The 18628-nt window shown below is 58.7% G+C and carries 21 protein-coding genes; 2 read left to right on the top strand and 19 right to left on the bottom strand.

What is annotated here, in order from left to right; translation table 11 throughout:
• Positions 1-489 precede the first annotated feature (489 nt).
• Positions 490-840: a DUF2958 domain-containing protein gene (locus tag ASD03_RS19615; protein WP_198956882.1), complete on the bottom strand. Its 351-nt coding sequence runs from the start codon at positions 838-840 to the stop codon at positions 490-492.
• A 65-nt stretch (positions 841-905) separates the two neighbouring features.
• The gene (locus ASD03_RS19610; protein ID WP_057215297.1) at positions 906-1229 is read right to left on the bottom strand and encodes a DUF736 family protein; all 324 of its coding nucleotides are present in this window, start codon (positions 1227-1229) and stop codon (positions 906-908) included.
• A gap of 400 nt (positions 1230-1629) precedes the next feature.
• Here ASD03_RS19610 and ASD03_RS39115 point away from each other — a divergent pair, with 400 nt between their 5' ends.
• Positions 1630-1782 carry a hypothetical protein gene (locus ASD03_RS39115; RefSeq protein ID WP_156408005.1) on the top strand — a complete coding sequence of 51 codons (153 nt, stop codon included), beginning with the start codon at positions 1630-1632 and terminating at the stop codon, positions 1780-1782.
• A gap of 56 nt (positions 1783-1838) precedes the next feature.
• Here ASD03_RS39115 and ASD03_RS19605 read toward each other — a convergent pair whose 3' ends face one another.
• From ASD03_RS19605 to ASD03_RS19535, 15 genes are all read right to left on the bottom strand, one after another.
• Entirely contained in the window at positions 1839-2048 is a 210-nt protein-coding gene (locus tag ASD03_RS19605; RefSeq protein ID WP_057215292.1) for a dodecin, read from the bottom strand.
• Between the two features lie 401 nt (positions 2049-2449).
• Entirely contained in the window at positions 2450-4192 is a 1743-nt protein-coding gene (locus tag ASD03_RS19600; RefSeq protein ID WP_057215289.1) for a TRAP transporter large permease subunit, read from the bottom strand.
• Positions 4189-4878 (bottom strand): TRAP transporter small permease subunit, encoded by a 690-nt coding sequence (locus ASD03_RS19595; protein ID WP_057215286.1) that lies wholly within the window; start codon positions 4876-4878, stop codon positions 4189-4191. Before ASD03_RS19595 ends, ASD03_RS19600 begins: the two co-directional genes overlap by 4 nt.
• 44 nt (positions 4879-4922) lie before the next feature.
• The gene (locus ASD03_RS19590; RefSeq protein WP_057215283.1) at positions 4923-6065 is read right to left on the bottom strand and encodes a TRAP transporter substrate-binding protein; all 1143 of its coding nucleotides are present in this window, start codon (positions 6063-6065) and stop codon (positions 4923-4925) included.
• 186 nt (positions 6066-6251) lie between these two features.
• Positions 6252-7247, bottom strand: coding sequence for a P-type DNA transfer ATPase VirB11 (gene virB11, locus ASD03_RS19585; RefSeq protein WP_057215280.1), 996 nt, complete (start codon positions 7245-7247; stop codon positions 6252-6254).
• Positions 7248-7257: 10 nt separating this feature from the next.
• Entirely contained in the window at positions 7258-8430 is a 1173-nt protein-coding gene (gene virB10, locus ASD03_RS19580; protein WP_057215278.1) for a type IV secretion system protein VirB10, read from the bottom strand.
• On the bottom strand, positions 8427-9299 hold the full coding sequence (gene virB9, locus ASD03_RS19575) for a P-type conjugative transfer protein VirB9 (RefSeq protein ID WP_057215342.1): 873 nt from the start codon (positions 9297-9299) through the stop codon (positions 8427-8429). The genes virB10 and virB9 overlap by 4 nt, the downstream gene beginning before the upstream one ends.
• A 5-nt stretch (positions 9300-9304) precedes the next feature.
• Complete coding sequence (locus ASD03_RS19570; protein ID WP_057215276.1) at positions 9305-9976, bottom strand: virB8 family protein; 672 nt, start codon at positions 9974-9976, stop codon at positions 9305-9307.
• A gap of 327 nt (positions 9977-10303) precedes the next feature.
• Positions 10304-11236 carry a type IV secretion system protein gene (locus tag ASD03_RS19560; protein ID WP_057215272.1) on the bottom strand — a complete coding sequence of 311 codons (933 nt, stop codon included), beginning with the start codon at positions 11234-11236 and terminating at the stop codon, positions 10304-10306.
• Positions 11237-11241: 5 nt separating this feature from the next.
• On the bottom strand, positions 11242-11382 hold the full coding sequence (locus ASD03_RS39110) for a hypothetical protein (protein ID WP_156408003.1): 141 nt from the start codon (positions 11380-11382) through the stop codon (positions 11242-11244).
• On the bottom strand, positions 11379-12071 hold the full coding sequence (virB5, locus tag ASD03_RS19555; RefSeq protein WP_082555508.1) for a P-type DNA transfer protein VirB5: 693 nt from the start codon (positions 12069-12071) through the stop codon (positions 11379-11381). The genes ASD03_RS39110 and virB5 overlap by 4 nt, the downstream gene beginning before the upstream one ends.
• Positions 12071-14437 carry a VirB4 family type IV secretion system protein gene (locus tag ASD03_RS19550; protein WP_057215270.1) on the bottom strand — a complete coding sequence of 789 codons (2367 nt, stop codon included), beginning with the start codon at positions 14435-14437 and terminating at the stop codon, positions 12071-12073. The genes virB5 and ASD03_RS19550 overlap by 1 nt, the downstream gene beginning before the upstream one ends.
• A gap of 3 nt (positions 14438-14440) precedes the next feature.
• Positions 14441-14767, bottom strand: coding sequence for a type IV secretion system protein VirB3 (locus tag ASD03_RS19545; RefSeq protein WP_057215337.1), 327 nt, complete (start codon positions 14765-14767; stop codon positions 14441-14443).
• Positions 14768-14772: 5 nt separating this feature from the next.
• The gene (locus tag ASD03_RS19540) at positions 14773-15069 is read right to left on the bottom strand and encodes a TrbC/VirB2 family protein (protein WP_057215268.1); all 297 of its coding nucleotides are present in this window, start codon (positions 15067-15069) and stop codon (positions 14773-14775) included.
• Positions 15066-15770, bottom strand: a complete 705-nt coding sequence (locus ASD03_RS19535; RefSeq protein ID WP_057215266.1) for a transglycosylase SLT domain-containing protein — start codon at positions 15768-15770, stop codon at positions 15066-15068. The genes ASD03_RS19540 and ASD03_RS19535 overlap by 4 nt, the downstream gene beginning before the upstream one ends.
• Before the next feature lie 612 nt (positions 15771-16382).
• Between ASD03_RS19535 and ASD03_RS19530 the strand changes: the two genes are divergently transcribed.
• Positions 16383-16736 (top strand): MarR family transcriptional regulator, encoded by a 354-nt coding sequence (locus ASD03_RS19530; protein WP_057206320.1) that lies wholly within the window; start codon positions 16383-16385, stop codon positions 16734-16736.
• A 65-nt stretch (positions 16737-16801) separates the two neighbouring features.
• Here the strand turns inward: ASD03_RS19530 and ASD03_RS39105 are convergent, their stop codons facing one another.
• Both ASD03_RS39105 and ASD03_RS19520 read right to left on the bottom strand, forming a co-directional pair.
• Positions 16802-17206, bottom strand: a complete 405-nt coding sequence (locus tag ASD03_RS39105) for a hypothetical protein (protein WP_156408001.1) — start codon at positions 17204-17206, stop codon at positions 16802-16804.
• A complete protein-coding gene (locus ASD03_RS19520; protein ID WP_057215260.1) occupies positions 17187-18470 on the bottom strand; it encodes an aminotransferase class I/II-fold pyridoxal phosphate-dependent enzyme in 1284 nt (427 codons plus the stop codon). The genes ASD03_RS39105 and ASD03_RS19520 overlap by 20 nt, the downstream gene beginning before the upstream one ends.
• Between the last annotated feature and the right edge of the window lie 158 nt (positions 18471-18628).

Below are 18628 nucleotides of genomic sequence, written 5' to 3'. Positions count from 1 at the left end.
ATAAGAGGCAGTCATGCTTCCAACTCCCTTGTTGAGATCTTCGAAACCCCAATAAGGTAAGCCGAAAGGCCGGAAGCGTGACTGTCCCTCGATCATCACCTGCATCTCAATGGTCCGTTCTCTCCTGGGACGCGGCTGCTTTCATGCCACCTCCTTGAATTTGTGAAAGATGACGCCGTCGGTCATGAGGGGTCGGAAGGGGTCAAGGCTCGCGTCACGCGACCGGCGGGGCCGGCGCGCGGAGGAGCCGATTTTGCCGCTTGCGGCAAAATTGGAGGGGCCGCGCGGCCCTGAAGCGTTCCGGCCCCTCATGGCATCCTGACACTTCTGAGCAGACAGGGTGGGTTGGGTATGCAATGTGCTGGCACCTGGCTGACCTCGCTTCTGACAAGATCCGGTTAGAGCGCCACGAGTTGCATTTCGCCAATGACGACAAACAGACCGGGACCGTAGCCTGCCGACTACGGCCCCTCCTGGCTATATACTCAGCTAGGCGACGATCCGGCTGGCTGCAGTAGCGACTTTGGCATAGGCCGAAATTGGCCGGTCCGCTTTAAAGGTGAGGTCCCTTTCGACGCGCAGGCCAAGGCGGCCGCGAACGGATTGGATCTCCGAGAGAAGAACGGAACCGAGTTCGGGAAACCCGACGCCGAGGTCGCAGAGCCCGAAGAGCAGATCGGGGTCCTCCGGTTCGGCAGCAGCGATCAACCATGTGGCGGCCGCGTCGGGCGTAAACAGTTTGACGAGCGGAAGCGGATCGAAGTCTGGATCGCGTTGGAAGCGTCGACCGTTGGTGATGAGGGCCGCGCGGATTTCCTCGGTGATGAGGCGCATTGGTATTCTCCAGGATGAAGGGGTTGGACGGAGCGGCCCCGCGATCACCGCGGGGCCGGCGTATGCGACGCTCAGGCTGGATCATTCCACAGGATGACCTTGCGGTTCGCCTCGCCGCCCGGTGCCGGTGCGACATTGCCGAAAATCACGCCGATCTCGGGCGCTTCGAGCTTGACCGAGAGGTATTCCTCGCCGGTGCGCTGCGAGTTCCGGTACCAGCCGGCGCCGATCTCGAAGCCGGTGCGGCGGTGGATGATGCGATAGTCAGGGGCGCCTTCGCTTGTCTTCTGCCCATTCGGGATGAGGGCGATCGGGGCGTTGACCTTAATGGTGGCGAAGAGACCTTCGAGGGTGCCGTCGGTCTTTTCGGTAAGGGTTGCGATCGTGGTGGCCATGGTGCTGTCTCCTTCGGTTGCTCGGGAACCATTCCCGATGGCGCCCGAAGAAGGGGCCGAGCCGCAAGTGTCACCGCAGCGAAGCGGAGGGAAACCCCTTGCGGGTTGACGCTGGACGCGGCCGGTCCCTTAGAAAGGCGACATCGAGAACGGGAATGGCATCCGAGGCGACCGATCGGAAAGACACGTGGCCGGTGCGCGCCATCGCATCCCGGCGTTCAGAAACCGCAGCGAGGATGGTATGGGTCGGCGCTACAAGAGCAGCGTTATCGCCCGGAATTCAGTGCAAGGCTGCGAAGCTCTTCAATAGCCGTGACGCCGACGGACGGGCTCGCAGGATCGCCAAGGTCCGCAGGAGGCCGAAAGATTGCGACAACGCATGATATGAGCGTGTCTGCGAATGGATTACGAAGTTGGCCTTGCGGCTCCCCTCACCGCAGGCGCAGGCGCGACGTTTGCCGAAGATCACGCCGATCTCGGGCGCTTCCAGCTCGACCGAGAGGTATTCCTCGCCGTTACGCTACAAACGCCGACCGTGAACCTCCATGGATAACCGTTCGACAGGCGGAGACCGGTTGGTACGTCGGAACGAGGAACCGGCCTAACGTTTCAATCGTCTATCCGAAATCCGACCTTCATAACCACCTGATAGTGCGCCACTGCGCCTTCCTTGATCTGTCCGCGGATTTGATCCACCTCGAACCATTCGAGGTTTCTCATGGTTTTCGAGGCCCGCATAATCGCTGTTTCGATCGCCTCGGTCACCGAGACCTTCGAACTACCGACAAGTTCCACCTTCTTATAGATATGGTCGCTCACGTTATCCTCCCAGGTTGGTTTAGGCTCTGCTCGGCTTCAAAGGGGCTCGTGGGCACCGCTCGATGGGATTGCTCGACCGAGCTGGCATCGCCACGCAGACAACGCTGCGTCAAGAGACTGCTGGCATGGAAGTTCACAGCTAAACGCCTACGATCCGGCAATAACCGGTTGTTGTCAAACAGTCTGCTGCTCGGCGCAGGCTGCCGCCGCAGCCGGGAGACCAATCGACCGGATTGACTGCCGCCGCTGGCATTTATCGTGCGAGACCTCCCGGGAAACTTCGCACTCGACAGCGGATGAGACGTAAGCCTCGTTCGGGTAGCGACGCGCCCGATGACCAAGCGGCGTGAACGTGTAGGCGCCGCCTGCGTTGCCGAGAGCACAGATGAGGCGGTAGTCTCTCAGCCGTAGAGATAATACGGAAGCCAGAGCGCCATGCCCGGCCAGACATACATGATGACCATGCAGAGTATGACGATCAGCATGTAGGGTATCATGCCTGCGAAGATCTGGCTGAGGGTGACCTGTGGCGGCGAGACACCTTTGAGATAATAGGCCGACATCGCGACTGGCGGCGACAGGAACGCTGCCTGAAGATTGACGAAAACGAGGACACCCCAGAGAATGGGATCGATGTCGAAGTGGCTTAGCAGCGGCAGGAAGATCGGCACGAAGATGATGATGATCTCGGTCCATTCGAGTGGCCAGCCGAGAACGAATATGATCGCCTGCGACAGGATCATGAACTGCACCGGCGTCAGGTCGAGCGCCAGCACCCATTCTTCGACGAGCGCCTGGCCGCCAAGGATAGCAAAGACCGCGGAGAAGAGCGCTGAGCCGACAAAGAGCCAGCAGACCATCGCGGTCGTCTTCGCCGTCAGGAATACCGCTTCCTTGGTGCGCTTCCAGTTGAGCGTCCGGGCCTGGAACGCAAGCAGGAAGGCCCCTGCAGCGCCGACGGCAGCGGACTCAGTCGCCGTCGTGATCCCGAACAGGATAACGGCAAGGACGAGCGCAGTGAGAATGCCGAGCGGCATGACGGAGGAGACCAGAAGCTTCACGACCTGCAAGCGATCCGTGGTCATGTTGCGGTAGTAGCGCACGAGTACGACCGCGGCGATGGCGGCGATGATGCCGAACGTTACGTAGAAACTCCCTGTCGGCCCGTCGACCGCCGCCGGACCCGCATCGAGCGCCGGCGCGCCGAGCTCCTCAAGCCCTTCGGGCGCTTCGGCCTCGGCCGAGGCTTGCGGATAAATGACGACATACCACCACACGAGCGCAAGCGTGAATGCGGTCAGCAAGAAAGGTACCAGCGCAGCGCAGGTATTCTTGATCAGCTTCCAATAGGTGAGCCGCCCCTCCGGGGTCTCGATTGCCATCGCCCGCGACGGCGAAAAGAGCGCGGAGAAGAGCCCGGCTAACATGTTGTGTGAATAGAGGGCCTCAAAGCTCCTCATCCAATCGGGCACCGGAACTCTTGTCTGTTCTTCGGGTAAGGCGGGTGCGATCTTCGGATTGATCATCGCCCAGCCGAGAATGTAGACAAGATAGAGGAACGCAAGGAAAAAGCCGGGCAACATCGCCGCGGCATAAAGCTTGACGACCGACTGCCCGGCAACCGCCGCGTAGACGATAATCATCACCGATGGCGGGATCAAAATGCCCAGCGTGCCGCCGGCGGTGATGACGCCCGAGGCAAGCTTCACGTCGTAGCCGGCGCGCAGCATCGGGTTCATCGCGATGACGCCCATCAGCACCACCACGGCGCCGACGAGGCCGCTGGCGATGCCCCAGAAGGTGCAAACGATGAGCGTTGCAACGGCAAGCGACGCCGGCACCCGTCTGAAACAGAGCTGGATGCTGTAGAACATCTTGTCGACCAGCGCACCGCGCTCCATCACGTAGCCCATCAGCACGAAGAGAGGGATGGAGATCAGGACGTCGTTGGTCATCGCGCCGTAGGTGCGCTGAACCATTAGGTCGAAGACGCGATTGTCGATCCAGTGCTCGGCCGGATTGTAGAAGGCATAGAATCCAAAGAGCATGCCGAGCCCCATCAGCGTAAAGGCTGTCGGGAACCCCATCATGATCACGATCACGATGAAGATCAGCATCGTCAGTCCGAGGAACGGATCGCTCACGTCTCGATGTCTCCCCCCAGGCCTCGTTTTCGCGCTGCCCTGTCGATGTCCTGGGCGCGCTCGATCGCGGCCTCGCGCGTTTCGGCGTCTATGTGCTCGCTATGCGCAAGCTGCTCGGCGACGACGTCGATCTCCTCGACATCCTCAATGCGGCTCGGCCATTCTCCGGACCTGAGACAGACGATGCAGCGCATGATCTCGGCCAGTCCTTGAAGCATCACGAGAGCACCGGCTATCGGTATGACGGTCTTGAAGTAGTAGATCGGCGGCCCCTCTGCCGTCACGGTCGAATGCTCGCCGATCCGCCACGAAAGTGCCGCGTAATCGTAACCCGCGTAAACGAGGGCGGCGACGCCGGGCAGGAAGAAGAGGATGTAGAGGACGAGATCGAGCCCGGCCTGTATCCGCGGTCTGAGTGAGCTGTAGAGAAAGTCACCACGCACATGAGCGTTCTGCGCCAAACCGTACGCTCCGGCGAGCATGAACAGCGTGCCGTAAAACATGTTGCTGGCGTCGAAGATCCAGGCGGTCGGCATGTTCATGATGTAGCGTTTGATGACCTCGACGCAGACAAGTGTCATCAGCCCAATGATGAGCCACGCCGCGGCCTTTCCAACCCACACGCTGATTGCATCGATCCTGAGCAGAAAATCCTGAACGGTCACGCGTGCCCCCAGATGGTGCATTCTTTTGGCCAGAAGTTCTCCGCCCGAAATGCCCGAGCCACGCGTCAGAGTTCTTTGGCGACACCGTCCGGACCGAAATAGTGATCGAACACCAATCTCCGGCCGACGACGGTGTCCTGTTCCCACCGCGTTGCCCGCTGTGCAAAAGCGAGCTGGGACTGAAGAATCTCCTTGAAGAGCGGGTTTTCGGCCGCTTTCTTCTTCACGACCTCGTCGTAAACCTCCAATTGCCTCTTGAGGATCGTTTCAGGCGTCTTGTAGAATTTTACCTTGTCGGTCGTCTGCATCTCCAAATAGTCTTTCGAATAGCGATCGATCGCCTTCCAGTGCATGTCCTGTGAAGCAGCCTCAACGGCATTGGCGATGATGGCCTTCATTTGCTCAGGCAGCGCGTCGTATTTCGTCTTGTTGAACATGATTTCGAACTGCTCGGCATTCTGGTGGTAGCTCTGCAGCATGCAGATCTTCGAGACGTCGGGGAAACCAAGGACGCGGTCGGACGAAGCGTTGTTGAATTCGGCCGCGTCGAGCAACCCACGGTCCAGTGCCGCGACGATCTCGCCGCCCGGCAACGCATTGACTGCCGCCCCGAGACCGGTGAAGACGTCGATCGAGATGCCGACAGTGCGGAATTTCAGTCCTTGGAGATCCTCAACCTTGGCCACAGGCTTCTTGAACCAGCCGAGCGGTTGTGTCGGCATCGGACCATAAGGGAACGAAACGACATTGGCGCCGATGGATTCATAAAGCTTGGCGAGAAGCTCCTTGCCGCCGCCATATTTGTGCCACGCCAGCAGCATGTTGGCGTCCATTGCGAAGCCCGGCCCGGAGCCCCAGAGGGCCAGCGCCGTCTGTTTCCCGTAGTGGTAGACAAGAACGCCGTGGCCGCCGTCGAGGGTTCCTTGCGACACTGCGTCGAGCAGGCCGAAGGCTGGCACGACGGCGCCCGCCGGCAACACCTCGATCTTCAGGTCGCCGCCGGTCATGTCGTTGACCTTCTTGGCGAAATCGAGCGCGAACTCGTGAAAGATATCCTTGGAGGGCCATGTGCTCTGCCAGCGCATGTTGACGGGCCCTTGCGCCTTGACGACACTCGGTGCAGCGATCACCGCCGCGCCGGCCATAGCCGCACCGCTAAGGAACTTGCGACGCGACGTCCTCCCTTCAATATGGGGTCTTCGTTTCACCTCTTCCTCCCGAACACATGAACTCCTCACCCGCAGTCGAAGGGCGATGAAGGGTGCCGCGGTCTCCCGCCCCACTCGTGATCAAGGGTCTTGACCCCAAACAATACTCCTCAATCGAGCCCCAAGCAAAGGTTGCAGAGAGCAGCGCTCGAAAATCTTTTCAGGAAACGTTCCCTCGACTAACCACTACGCTGGCCAATCAAACCATATCTCCGTTACGCGGAACTTCCCCTCGACCCGTTTGCACTGAACGACGATATCGACCAACATCTTCAACAGGTCGCGAATATCGTCGCGCGCGAGATCCTGCCCGCCGTCGGATTCCTTAACGAGCAGGGTCAGTTGCTCAAACGCGAGGGCTGCCGAGTCAGCGTGCACTGTGGTGATGGACCCTGGATGCCCGGAGTTGATATTTCGGATGTAGTAGAAAGCCGTGCCGTCGCGCAGTTCCTGCAGCAGGACACGATCGGGACGCATCCGCAGGCTTGACTCCAGCAGCTCCTTGGGACCGATTTTCGCAAGGCCCTGTTCCCCCTTCGAATAGAACAGTCGAACGTGGTTTGGTTGCGGTATGACCAGCTCGGCTGTGTCCTCGATTGTGATAATGCGCTCGAACGTCGGAATGTGCTGGATCAGCGCCTTCGACAGCGTGGTTTTACCCGAGCCGGTCGCCCCGGAAATAATGATGTTCTTCCGGGCGACAACCGATTGCTCCAGGAACGCCGCATAGTTTCCGGCTTCGTAAAGCTTAGACAGCCTTCTGTCCGGACTGTCGGCTCGATCACCCGCCGCGGCGGTCACGGTAAATAGTCCTGCTGCGTCTAGGCCGCCTAACGACAGGGACACGGATGAGGGTTTGCGAATGGTGATGCTAACCGTGCCTTTTGTTGTTGCCGGCGGGATAACGATCTGAATACGCTCGTCGTCCGGAAGAGTTGCCGAAAGGATCGGCCTCGCCTCGTCGATCGCCTGATGCGAATGACTGGCAACGGCGCGGGCAAGACGCATCAATCTGTCGAAGGTCAGTTCCGCAACGTCAAAGCGCGACCAGCCAGCGGACCCTTCTGCCAGGACTTCGCCCGGCCGGTTGATGACCACCTCATAGAGTGTGGGGTTTTGCAGCAACCCGGCGATCGGCTGGAGAAGCTGGCGCACGACAGGCGCGTCGCACGTTCCCGTCACGCGCTGATCCTCATTTCGTTACGACGCGCGCGCGTTTGCTGAAGTCGCCGAGGACAGAACGTTCGAGAACAGAGTTACGTGGTTTGGACACCCGCAATTCATAGATCCCGGAAAAATCGAGATCACGCGCCACGAAAATCGACACGAGCTCGCCCTGATGCTTGCTGAGCGTCGGGACAATATTAATCGATTGCTCGACGGCGATCGCTGCCGCTTGCCTGCCGGCGCTCGTCGTACCCTCCGCGTCAACGTCCTGATCCTGTAATTGCCTTCCGCCAAAGCTCGCCACATCACCAACGATCGACAGGAGCAAAGCACTGCCGAAGCGCTCCCACCAATGACTGTCGACATGACCGTCAAAACCGGCTCGACCGAGCGCATCGGTTGCGGGTGAAGCAAGCGCAATGATGACACCGGTTGGCGTTTTCGCACGGTTCCAGAGGACGAAGAGCCGCTTCTGGCCGCGCCGCAGACCGCCGCGGTATTCGCCGACAACTTGTGTGCCCTTCTCCATCAGCACCACGCGGCCGTTATCCGAAAACACGTCGCGATTGATGACACAGCTCGCGAAGCCAGGCTGGTCAGAAGACAGCGCCGTTTCGAGCACGCACGGGATCGAAGTCCCCATCGCGACGATATAGTTCCGGTTGCCGAGATGTCCGGCGCGCGAACCTTCGAGCCGTGTCGGCTTCAGCCTGCGGTCGAAACGCTGATCTTCGTTCTCGCCTACCTCGCCGCCAAGCGCGCCATTAATGGGCAGATAGGTCGAAGCTTGATCCGGCGGTGTTTGCGTGTATTCGGAACGGCGATCGATCCCTTGGCCTGCGTTGAAGGCCATGACTGGGGCTCGCCGGGCAGATTCCAGAAGCTCGTCTTTTTCGGGTTCGGTGGGCGCTTCGGCGACAACCGGCGTTGGCAATTTGACTTCGGGCAATGGCTCCACCGTCTTCGGCTCCTCTTTTGCCGGCTCGAAGTCCGTCGCTTGCCGGATGACCACCCGCTCCTCACGATTGGCATTCGGGTCAAGGGTCTGCGAACGCATCGACCACAGCCCGAAGCCGATGAAGGCGAGGATAGCTGCGACAACGGCGCCGCGTCTGAGAGCCGGGTTGCTGTCGAACCCTTGGGGAAGCTGGGCATGTCCGCGTTCGCCGGGTATCGTCGTTGGAACATCGTCTGTCATTGTGCGTCTCTTTGGGCTGTGTCCTCATCTGGTACCTTGACGACCCTCTCCACCGATGGAGAGGTCGTATGTGTCCCGGGGTTGTCTGCGCCAAGAGTCTGGGCCTCGTTGAAGACGCAGATCACATCCGCTCCGCGACGCAGGATGAACTTGCGGCTGATGGCATGGACGAGCACGAGATCACCGGAGACGGATTTCGGGACGAGACTTTCGGTTCCGTCGGAGTTCTCAAGGTAGATTGCCGGGATCTCCCGGTTGTCGCCGAAGACAAAGGTTGTAAGCTTGCCGTTGTCGTAAACGGCCTGCGGTTCGATCGCGGCAGATCCTTGCGCCGAATATTGCCAGTTGCGCGGGCCATATTGCTCATGGAGCGCCAAAACGTCATTTGCAGCACCGGCTTTCTCCGCTTGGCCACGGGCCTGCGCTTCCAGGCGCCGGCGCCGCGCCTCGTCAGTGGGATAGCGGTACTTCACATAGAAATAGGTATCTTGCCCGGCAACAACGGAGCCGTCGCGCACTGTCAGCTCCATCTGGTAACTGCGCTTTGAGCCATCTCGTCTTGTCGTGACAATGGAGATGTTGGTGATCGGCTGGTTTTCGCGCGGTTTTAGGAACAGAATATTGCCGGCTGGCGCCACCTCCCAGGCTACCGAATTGCCAAGCGCCACATGCGCGATCTCCTCATTGGGCGCAAACTCCACCTGAACCGACGAGCGCAGTGTGCCGACGATGCGGGTGATGTTATACGGCTGATAGTTGACGAAACGAACACGGTTGTCCTGCCCGGCGCCGCTCGGAATATTGAGGGCCAAGGCTGGATCAAAGACCGCGGTGACGGCGACAAGGGCGGCCAAGACTGGAAATGAAATTGTCTTCAATTGATCGCCTCCGGATCTGCCCGATACTCACTGACGATAAAGCCAATTGGATTGACCAGCCGGTCGGTCGAGGAGACCGGGGCATTGACATAGGAATAAGTGATCGTCGCCACCCAATGGGTTGTGCGCACATCGTCTGCCCGGGTGATGGTGCTGAGAAAGCGCACCGACACGACGCTTGCGTTGATCAGGGAGATCGACTTGATCGTGACTTTCACCGTCGAACCCCGCCCGTAAACATTTTGTGGGGAGTGGGGATTGCTGCCGCGGTAAAGGGTGGCAAACCGCATCTGCTCGGGTTGCGCCGACAGGAGTGAGACGGTCTCGAAATTCTCCTTGGCCTCCGACCAAACATAGCCTTCGCGCGCCCTGACATAGCGCGCAGCAAAATACTTCGTCACCGCTTCGTCGTAGCTTCCGGCCCCCGAGGTCAGGGCCGACACCACGTCGACAATACCGGTCGAATTGTCGACACGCACGACGAATGGCACGGCCGTCTTTAATGGCGCGAGCGCAGCGACGGCAAAGACGGCGGCGCAGGCAACGAAACTTGCAACAATCGCAATAGTCCAGGCAATTCGTGCCGAACGTTCGACGCTTATCAATCGATCCTGATCGAAACGGCGCGCCCTGTCGAAATAGGCCTTCAAACCATCCGGGGTGATCATTGGCGCCCCAGCGCCTCGGCGCATTTGCGATAGGACGCGCGTTCGTCAAACTCCTCGAAGGCCGCGGGAACTGGCTGTTCACGCAGGTAACCGAGCGGTTTTGCAGAACGCTGTCTACCGCCCTCCCATTGCCACATTGAACGGTTGAGCGGGCGTTTGGTGTATCCGTCGCATTTCGGGAGATGAGACGTCATCGTGTTGCATCCGCTGACCAGGGCCAACAATAGGAGGCAGAAGACAGTTCGCGGCATATCGACCGGTATCCTTTGTTCATCCGTAAAGGGTCGCAGCGCCGTTGAGGCACCTTGCTGGAAGAGCATCGGCAGGTCACGACGTGTCGTGTTCCGACAAGCGGCGAACGGCGGCGCGCATACCGCGTCGCGCGATGCGCTGGACAGCGACTGCTCCGGAGGTGAGCGTACTCTCATGCGCATCGCGTGCCGCAGAGTAGCCATAGGTCAGCGACGCACCACCGGCAGCAAGGGATGCTGCGATACCGGGGAGCTGATAAAAGACGTAGAGGCTTGCGATCCCAATGGCTCCGATCGCTATCGGCCGCATCAAGACGTCCTCGTAGGCTTCGACGGTGGTGAACGACGTGTCGAGCGTCGTGATCAGCAGCGAGCCGACCGCAACGACCAGGATCTGTAAGATAACGAAATTGACCAGTTGGCCGATCCAGGCTTCGGTGAAGCGCCGCGTGCTCTGAAACATCGCCAGTGCAATGAAAATGGGACCGAGTGCCAGAATGATGGCGAGTGCGACGCGGGCATAGAGGGAGACGATATAGCCGATTGCAGCGACGACGAATGTAATGACGACCATCAAGAGGCCACCGAACGCGGTCGCGATGTCGAGCGGCCAAGAGCTTCTGTTCCAGATTTGGTTGGCCGACGCCTGCCCCTTGTCGAGCAGTGCATCAAATGTCGACGCACTCGGTACGGTGCCGGTGTTGAGCGCCGTGGAGATTTCCTGCGGCAGACTGGTGAAGAATAGATCAGTTACAAACGCCCGATAGTCGGCAGCATTGCGCACGAGCATCACCAAAATGCCGAGCTTGATCGCGCGGTAGGCAAACTCCAGCACAGGCGCTTCGATGGACCCTCTGAGAACCAGATAGCCATAGAGGACGACATAGAGCACGAGGGCCGCCGTCAACGGCCCCGCCACCCACGTGCTGATGTTGGATGTTCCGGAAGAAATGAAACTCTCAAGTGGAGCCTTGAACTGATTGTCGAGGAAAGCAAAGACCTGGTACATCCGCCTTAGCCCCCAAGCGCCTTGTTCGTTCGCTCGAGCCGAGCCTTGCCACGGACCGCCTCGGCCAAGCGGTTCAAGTCGGTGAGAACCTCACCGTGCGAGCAGGCGACGGGCAACAGCAGGCGGGTCGGCATCGACGTTGTCATTTGAGTGCGGCTCCCATTGCGTCCATCCGTTTGCGCCAGTCTTCGGCCTGGCGTTGCAGATCAACCTGAACCTGCGCTTGCTGGATCATCTGCAGTGCCTGCATGCGCAGGGTGTCCGTCTCGAGAAAGGCGGTCTCGGCAAGCAGCCGGGCCTGAAGGTCTGCTATGTCCTTGGCGTCTCCGGCCGCGGCAATCCGTTTGCGCAACTCGTCGATGCCGTCGATGCGCTTGGTTGCCGCGTCATAGATCTGCTGCCCGAGGCTCATCTGACCGGCGTTGCGGTTCTGCATACGAGCAAGTTCTGAGGCGTAGAAATCGTTGGCGCTGGTTTTATAGATGCTGTTGTCATCGAGGAACCTCGTGGCGGAATCGCCAAAGGCGCCGGCGCCTGCGCCCTTCAGCAGCCCTTGGACGGCTGAGAAATCGTCGGGTAGTGCGTTGCGGATCGCCGGATCGTTCAAAATGGTTGCGATATCAGCCATATCGGTCAGTTTGTTAAGGGAACCGTAAAGCTGCTGCGCCTGATCAAGCTGCGCCTTCATCGAATCCAGTTGCTTGGTCAACTGGGCAATGCTCTCTATGTGTTTGGCGATTGCAGCGTTATCGACAACCGGGATCCCCTGCCCTGAGGTCCCTGTTGCATAAAGCACTGCGGCTGCAGCGATCATCGCTGTCATCTTCCTGATCATCAGCTTTTACTCCTCATTTGCTGGAACAGCGGCAACCAGGCGGACGGATCGTCTCCTACGTCCGCACGGATACGATCCCCCAGTTCGACATTGGCGGTGCGCCCGGACAACACGGCGAGTTCATCGTCGAAGCCTGCGAGATTGAGTTCGGCGACAACGCTGTTGTGGCCCTGCTTGACGATAAACCGCCTCGCATCGTTGGAGAGTGCACACGATATCAGTTCGAACTCACGCTCCGTCAGCTTGAAACCATCGACATAATCGGCATGACTTCCACGCGCATTCGGCATGAATAGCTGTGTCGGGCATTGTTCGATGATCGTATGTGCAATCGGTGAACCGATAGCGTCGCGTGGGCTTTGCGTGGCAAACAGCATCAATCCGTTCTGCTTGCGGATCGTCTTCAGCTTGTTTTGAGCAAGATCGCGGAAGGCCTCGTCGGCAAGCGCCTTCCAGAATTCGTCGACGACGATGATGATCCGGCGGCCGTCGATCAACTGCTCGACGCGATAAAACAGATAGGCCATCAGTGGCGTGCGGATTTCCTCATTGTCGAGGAAATGCGTCATGTCATAGCCGAGGAACTTCGCGCCGATGCCTATGTCGTCGGCATCATTGTCGAACACCCAGCCAAGCGGCCCGCCTTTTTCCCAGCGACGCAGGCGCGCCGCTATGCCCTCAGGATCAGTGTTGTCGAGGAAAGCACGCAGCGCCCCTATGGTGCGCTCATCGCGCGAAAGGTCAGCAATTCCCTCGATGGCGCCGGCAATATCGCGGACTTCGGTAACGGAAAGCTCACGCGCCTTCGAGCCGACAAGCTTCGCGATCCATTGGGACAGAAAGACCTTGTTCTGCGGCGTGAGCTCAAGACCCTTAAGTGGTGCGCATCCAGTTGGCGCACCATTTTGCAGCGGCAGATAAATCCCGCCTGCGGCGCGCACGAACAGATCGGCGCCACGGTCCTTGTCGAAGAAGACAATATGCGGATCATGCTTCTGCAACTGAGAGAGCATGAAATTGACGACGACGGTTTTGCCCGATCCTGTCGGTCCGCAGACGAAAGTATTGCCGAGATCACCATGGTGGAAGTTGAAATAGAACGGCGATCCGGATGCGGTTTTCAGGAGAGCGACGGCGGGGCCCCATTCGTTGCCGTGCTCCTGACCGCGGGGATAGGAATGGAACGGAGAAAGAGCGGCGAAATTTTTGGACGTGATTGCGCCAGAGCGGGCGCGATAGCGAAAATTGCCCGGAAGCTGCGCCCACCAGGCTGCTTCGAGCCCGAGATCCTCACGGGCAACGACTGCACCCCCATTGGTGAGGTGCGCGCGCGACTTTGCCAGATTGTCATTGAGCTCCGTCACCGATGGCGCAAAGACTGCGAGCGTCAGATGATGTTCGCCCAGGGCGAACCGGTTTGATTCCAGATCGTCGAGGGCGTCTGCAAGCTCGTGCAGTTGTGAACATGCCCTGTCGCCAGCGCTGACCATCTGGTTCTGTTTGCGCCCCATTATCACCTTGGCGTCGGCCTTGCTGACAAAGGCGAATGACTGAGTGAGGATGAGCTCGAACGGCGCCGTCAGCAGGTCATCAAGCATGCCAGTGCGGGTGCGCGCCGGGTACTCCTTGAACCCGAACATGCCGGCGAAACGGCTCGCGGCTTCATGTCGTATCTCGGCGGTTTCCCGGCCAATGATGACCCGGTCGGAGTAAATCGCTGAAGAAATGCGCCCTTGCGTAAGCGGGATCGGTTCTCGCCTGCCGCCGACCAGTTGATGGAGCACCTCACTCGGCTCGGAAAAGACAATGCCGTCGTGCTCATAGATCGATAAAATGCGCGGCGCGAAGCGCGCCAAGCCGGCTGAGACGTCGGTCGTCACGTCGACCAGATGTTTGAGGGCCTGGCGATCAAGTTCGAAGCCAGTGGCCCGTGCGGTCTTTAGCCTCGTCAACAGCGATGCGATCTTGCGAGCAGGATGGCGGGCCGGATGCCACACCAGCGTCAGATAGAGATCGTTGCGAAAGAGATCCTCGCCAACCATCCTGTCGCGGTATTTTCGATTGAGGCTGTCGGAGAAGGCATTGGCATAAACGCCATTCGGATAGTCATTGTCGCGCCGGCGGATGATATGTGCCCATAGCGCCAACCGCTCATCGGCGATGTTGCGATAAAGCGTGTTGAGATCGCGGTGAAACGCATCGATATCGAGCGGATCAGCAGTTTCAAAAGCGATGCCTTCAAGGGCGATGACCGTCATCAAAGCGCGAGAATCGAGGCCAATGACGGTCTCATCGATGTGACGGACGTAGGGAATGAAGGTTTCCGGTTCCAGTTCGCGGGCTTTGAACTTAGCAAAACTAGTCAAGGTCTAGATCCTCCAGGCCATAACATGATCAAGGCGCAAGGGAGTGACAGTCGAGCCTCCCCACAGAACCGCGTTGCGCGCCCTGCATCGCGTTTCGACGCAGGCAACGAGGACGCGGAACATATTGTGGTCGTGCTTGACGAGTGCTTTGAAAGCGAGATGGAGAACCACGCCAACCAGGGCATAGACAATCGAGCCGGCGACGATGAACAGGATCGTCGTCAGCATCACGTTGATCGCCATCGCCTCCATCGTCACCCCGGCAACCATGATGGGACGCGTGCAGGCAAGAAATAGCGTGTCTTCCTCAACAGCAGCAGCGCGCGACATGAGCATCATCCGACGATCGTGTTGACCAGTTCAGTGGCGCCGAAGATGCCGCCGATACCGATGATCCAAAATCCTGCCTTGCGCAGATCCATGTAACCGAACATCCAGGAGATGCAGATGACTATGATGGCGATGACCGCGAGCAGGCGCGCGATATTGCCGGTCAGCATATCGACAATGTTCTGAAGCACGTTTTCAATGCCAGCGGCCTGGGCGAAGGCTGGTTCCATCATCGCCAAGGTCGTCGCTGCGGTGATCAATATCGACGCCGCAACAGGCTTTAGATGCGATCGCAAGGTCATTCGAAACTCCCTTTATTGTTGGCAAAAACGACAACCGAAGAGCCCGCTTTGGAAGCAAATACATCCCACTCATCCTGGCCGCCGGGGGACAACGGCTGGACCTCGTGTGCCTTTATGGGTTCGTCGCGCGGCGCGTCATTTTTGGGCATTGGGTCAATGTCGCCGCCACCCATTGCTCGCTGCGGCGACCGTGCCTGCTGCGTGACATCTTCCAGTACGAGCTCGGCCAGGCGTGGCTTCAACCGCTCCTCTTCTATTTGAACACGGCGGTCGTATCCGACGATCTCACCGATCTTTGCATCGCCCCGACCGAAGTAGGCGCGCAGCGTGACGGCTTCGAGCTCTGTGCCTTCGAACCCCGCGCGGTCCGCAGCGACCCGGTATTGCGTCAGAAGGTGCGCCGTGGCCTTGAGGTTCTCGCACGGGTCAAAGCCATCGACGATGCTCATTCCCATGCTCGCAAGGTCAGACGGGCTTAGGCCCCCGAGCCCGAGATCCACGCTATGGCCCTCGGCAATGAGCCTGGTCGCAATATCGGCGGCTTCGACGATATCGCGCGGCGGAGCGCCGAGCGGATAATCACTGTTGATACGGATCGCCAACGGCGCAATGCCGCTTTCAATGCTGACGACAGCCGCGAGGATCTCGCTTGAGATCGTCGGTGCGCAGGTCTCAGCCAATTCGACGAATAGGACGGGCATCGGATCAAAACCACACACGTTGGGGCGCCACCCCATCAATCGTTAGGTCGACGAAGCGGGGGTGTTGGCGCACATGCGGCGGTTTCAGCCGGTACGCTACGCATACGCGTCGTCCTTGTGCCCATTCCCATTGACCCGCCTGTCGCCCGTCCAGCCACCGCCTCGTACAACTGTCGTTGCCTGTTGGGACCGGCCGCAACGAAATGCATGTCGCTTCGCGGCCGCGGTCTCCACTACGCTGGCCCAGCCGATACCCAGCTTCGCAGTAATAGGGCTCATACCCCGGACGAGACGCTCGAAAACCGATACCGCTACAGACGGGGAAGGACCGCCCCTCCGCCAAATGTTTCCAAAGCTTGTGGATTGACGGCCGGCATTCCGCGAACTCGGTTGGGCCGCCAGGGTTCGACAGGCAAAGAAGGACTTCACATGCCCAATTATCCGCATAGGATTTAGTCTCGTACACGGCATATATTGCAATCGACAAAGAGCCGGATAGGACGATCTTAGAGATGCTGAAAACCATGCGAAAACCTCGCGGAGCAACTAGAGAGACCATGGGGGAGCGATTTGTCAGATCGCCTGCGTGTCACAAAAATGACAGTTAAATCCATGCCAACGTCATTTGACGCCCGCTGGCAGAGCATTACGTTTTCGTCGCTCGCAATGAGCGAGATCATGGACAATCCGGTAGAGGGAGAGACCCCGCAGGCTCGCCTCAAGCAGCTGGGAATGCTGAGCCTGCTTTATACCTTGCACCTGGCCAACATCCCGCTGACGCTGACAAACATCACGGAAAAGACAGGATTGACGCGGGGCGGAGCGGCAGAGCCGATCGACCAGCTGGTTGCCCGCGGCCTTTTGAGGGAAGGCTGGGCGAAGAACGCGCTCGGACGGGGCAAGGCCCGCGAATTCGAGATATCGGATACGCTTTTTGCAAGACTGAAACAGGCCAGCTCGCCTTGAGCGCCAATAGACTTTTATTGATCATAGTCGGTTCACTCCATTGGGTTGAGGCGGAAGCGGCGGCCTCACTGGCGTGAGTAACCCCATGTTTCGCGCACTGGAATTGAAGGTCGCCCTTGTTCACGATGGTGCGGAAATTGCAGGCGAGCGCACTTGGCGGCATGCCACAGCAGCAAGGTCGGAAGCGTCGGGTGGATGGAACTAAGCTCCACGGCCAGAACGTCTTCGATCGCGATACGCGTGAGGAGGTCACTTGCCTCCACAAACAGAAACAATCGTTTGCCGCGCGCCCACATTGTGATCTTCCCGCCAGCGACAAATTTAATGAGGTCGCCGTCGTCCGTCTGGAGCAGTTGGCCAAGTGCGGGACGTTCTGCCAGGCGTCTGACGACATATGCGGCGCCTGGAACCTCAATGCACAGCTCACTGGCGGTCGTGGGTAAGCCGAATTTAGCGTTGGAAGTCAGCATTTGAGCCCACCCCCGCTTGCTCGAACTCTTCGAGGACGGCAACGATCGCTTCGCCGATTGCCTTGATATCGCCCTCGCTGTGTCCCGCTGTCGGACATATGCGCAATCCGGCGCGGCCTTTTTGAACGGTCGGAAAGAAAATTGCCGATGTGTAGAATCCTCTATTCAGCAAAGTTCTCGCCGCCGCGATTGCTCTTAATTCGTCACCGATCTCGACTGTTCGTATCGGCAGAGAGGAACCGCGCTGCTGGGTTGGAACGAGGCAGTCAAACAGAGCAATGCGTGACTGCAGCTCAAGCTGCAGATTTTGGAGTTCCGGCGTGCGGTGCAAGGCTTGGGATGCGAGTGCAGCGCCGATCGCCGCTACATTCAAAGATGCAGAAAATGCATGAGCAACCCCGAACCGTCGAAAGAGCTGCTCCTGGTGGTCGTTGCCGAGCATCAGCAACCCGCCTGAGGCGCCAAAACCCTTGCCCAGAGATGCTGCAATAATCGTGCGGTCACCGAGCGACCCGTCAATCTGTGACCGGGCAAAGCCTTCGCCGTTGCCTCCGAAGATGGAGATGCCGTGGGCGTCGTCGACATAGAGGAACAAGCCGTAACGGTCTTGCAACTGGCGCAGTTGTTCGAGCTTGACACAACCTCCCATGGAATAGACGCCGTCGCAAATGTAGGCAACTGCAGGATTTTTTTTACAAAGTGCCTCGAGCGCTTCGATGTCATTGTGCTCAATCGTTTCGACCTTGGTTTCACCAGCGAGCGTTCCCTTGTGATAGGCAAGCGTCGCATGGGCGAGGCGGTCAAAAACCATCACGGGCTTGGCGCCACCTGTCAGGTGACCGGAAGCGATCAACGGAAGTGCACTCATGTTTGCGGCCAGCACAGTGCTGAACGCAATCACGTGCGCATCGAACAACTCTGACAGGGCCAACTCGAGTTCGCCGATGATCGCGAAATTGAGGCGGGTTCGCGCGCAAGACCAATGCAAGGCTCCATAATTGATCAGCGCTTCGATTGCGCCATCGATAATCTTCGGATGATTATCGAGCCCTAGATAGGAGCAGCGCACGAAATCAACGACACGGCGCTCGCCTTCATGCGGTAGAACGACAGCTCGACCGACTGAAGGGCGCGCATAGAGGGCCATGAGCCCATGGAAATGCGCAGCATCGAAGTGGCTTCGCGAATGGCGGATGAGACTATCGGTATTCCGGCGAAGGCTCCTACTTGCGCCGTTCGGACCGGTTTTAGTGGTTATCGACATTTCGTGCCTCCAGAACATGAATTGAGTGGAGACTGGCTGTTGTAACGATCCTATTCAACGAAGCATTGTGCAAATATTTTTGAATCTTCTGCAAAATACAAAAACAGTAGCTTAAACAATAACTCACATTTTACTGAATTATAAGATACTAAATTCAA

The organism is Ensifer sp. Root127 (genome assembly GCF_001425225.1).
Taxonomy (GTDB): domain Bacteria; phylum Pseudomonadota; class Alphaproteobacteria; order Rhizobiales; family Rhizobiaceae; genus Ensifer; species Ensifer canadensis.
The sequence above is the reverse complement of the archived record's forward strand: the minus strand, read 5'-3'. Positions and strand labels throughout refer to the sequence as shown.